We start from the raw sequence: 2,655 nt of genomic DNA, 5'->3' as shown, positions 1-2,655 counted from the left end.
TAGTCGGGATCCAGCGGCAGAAACGCCGCACCGCAACGCCATACCGCCAAACTGGCGACGATCATTTCGGCCGAACGCGGCAGGCACAGCCCGACCACGTCTCCCGCTTGCACGCCCTGCGCCAACAAACCCTGCGCCAGTTGCTGGCTGAGGCTTTCCAGTTCGGCGTAGCGCATGCGCTGGTCGCCGCAGACTAAAGCCACGGCGTGAGGTTGGGCTTGCGCTTGGCGGTGGATCGCTTCCGATACTGCAACACACTCGCCGGATTCAACGATACTGGCATTTGACCACGCGAGGTCAGCCGGATCAAGCAACGGTAGATCCCGTATTGCCTGCTCTGGCGCGGCCGTTGCCGCTGTTGCCAGGCGACAAAAAAGCTCGGCCATACGCGCTATCGTCTGTTTGTCGAACACTTCGGTGGCATAAGTCAAAATCGCGGTGATACTGCCCGCCACGCTTTCAAAGGTATCCAGAATCAGCTCGAATTGGGTGGTGTGGCTGTCACGGGCAAACGGGGCGATATTCAGCGAGCCCAGCGCTTCGGCGGTCTCGGCCTGCTGATATTGATGGTTGTACATCACTTGAAACAGCGGATTGCGATTCAGGCTACGCTCTGGACTCAGCGCCTCGACCAGTTGGTCGAACGGCAAATCGGGATGTGCCTGCGCGCCCAACGCGGTGTCCTTGACTCGCGCCAACACCTGACGAAAATTCAAACCGCCATCCAGTTCGGTTTGCAGCACCTGTGTATTGACGAAAAAACCGACCAGATGTTCGGTCTCGCGGCGGTTGCGATTGGCGATCGGTACGCCGATGCGTATCGAATGCTGGCCGCTGTAGCGGTACAACAGCATCTTGAACAAGGCCAGCAACCCCATGAACAGCGTTGCACCTTGCTCGCGGCACTGTTGCCGTAGCGCGGCACTCAAGCTATCGGGCAACGGAAGCTCCAGTTTCGCGCCATGATCGCTAGCCTGCAGCGGTCGAGATCGATCGAACGGCAATTCCAGCGGAGCTGTCTCGCCAGCCAGTTTTTCCGTCCAATACGCCAGTTGCCGCTCCATTTCGCCGGCTTCCAGCCAATGCCGCTGCCAGGCCGCGAAATCAGCGTAACCCATCGGCAAGTCCGGCAGTTGCGGCTCCCTGCCTTCGCAATAGGCGCGATAAATCTCGGCAAATTCGCTAATGACAATAGCCAGTGACCATTCGTCGGCGACGATATGGTGCATCGCAATCGTTAGCACATGGCGGTCGGCGGTCAGCTTGATCACGCTAATCCGCAGCAAAGGCCCGTTTTCCAAATCAAAAGGCTGCTGCTCGATAGACTCGACCTTTGCTCTGATCGATTCCTCGCCGTCGCCCGTTATTTCACAGCAATCCAGCCAATCGACCGACACCGGCAATTGCTCGTGAACGACCTGCAACGCTTTACCGGCGACATTGCAAAACGTGGTTCTGAGGCTTTCATGCCTGGCTACCAATTTATCGATGCTGCGCTGTAACGCTAGCGCATCGATCCTACCATTCAGCCATACCGCATCGGCAATGTGGTAGGCACTGCTATCCGGTTCCAGTTGCGCCAGAAACCACAGCCGCTGCTGTCCGTAAGACAGCGGCAACGGCGCATCGCGCTTGACAGCGGTAATAGGCAATTGCGAAAAGTCTATGCCGCGGCGTTTTAACAGGACAATCAAGGCCTTGCGTTGGTCAATGCTCAGGTCGTTGAAATTGGCGAGTAGGTTTTCCATTTAATATATTTATTTTCAGTAATATTTACGCAGACTGCCAAGACCGAAGTCTGCACACCAGTCCATCACTATTCAGTTAATTCATGCTTCGCTTGCCAGCAAAGCCTGTAAATCCTCCGCCGACAAACCTTGTAACTCAGCCAGGGCATCCGCCAAATCTGCCTGTAAATCCGGCGCAGTCGCCGACATCACTTGTAACGCATCTATTTCCGCCGCCATTGCTGCTAACTGGGGCATTTCGAAGATGCGTCGCATCGGCAGATCGACACCGACCGACTGTTTGATGCGGCCAACCAGTTTCATAGCCAACAGCGAATGGCCGCCCAGTTCGAAGAAATTGTCATCCAGACCCACCACCTCAATGTTCAGCAATTCTTGCCATAGAGCCACCAAGTCTTGCTCGTTGTCGCTTTGCGGTGCCCGATAATGCTGCCGGTTCGGCTCCGGATTCGGCAAGGCTTTTCGATCCAGTTTGCCATTGACGGTCTTGGGCAGGCTATCCAGCAACACAATCGCGCCCGGCACCATGTACTCGGGCAGGTGTTGCAGCAGCGTTTGTTTCAATGTCGCTACCGTCAAATCGCGCCCTGCTGTGGCAGCATAAGCCACCAGTTGCAGGCCCTGCGGACTGTCTTTCAGCAATACGACCGCTTCGTTGACGCCGTCTTGCGCCAGCAAGGCCGCCTCGATTTCGCCCAGTTCTATCCTCAGGCCGCGCAACTTGACCTGATGATCCAACCGTCCCAAGTATTCGATGGCGCCGTCGGCCCGCCACCGTGCCCGGTCGCCGGTGCGGTAAAGCCGCCCGCCGCTACCGGACGGGTCAGGGATAAAGCGTTCGCCGGTCAAGCCGGGACGGTGGTGATAGCCGCGTGCCAGGCCGCGGCCGCCGATGTACAGTTCACCG

2 protein-coding genes are annotated in these 2,655 nt (G+C 57.3%); both read right to left on the bottom strand.

What is annotated here, in order from left to right:
- Positions 1 to 1,748: condensation domain-containing protein (locus Q7V20_RS03670; RefSeq protein ID WP_304787287.1), on the bottom strand; the 1,748-nt coding region annotated here is incomplete at its 3' end.
- A gap of 81 nt (positions 1,749 to 1,829) precedes the next feature.
- On the bottom strand, positions 1,830 to 2,655 hold an 826-nt coding region (locus tag Q7V20_RS03665; protein WP_304787285.1), incomplete at its 5' end, for a phosphopantetheine-binding protein.

The sequence above is a fragment of the Aquabacterium sp. genome (assembly GCF_030652515.1).
GTDB lineage: Bacteria > Pseudomonadota > Gammaproteobacteria > Burkholderiales > Burkholderiaceae_C > Aquabacterium.
This window is presented reverse-complemented; position numbering and strand designations above follow the sequence as displayed.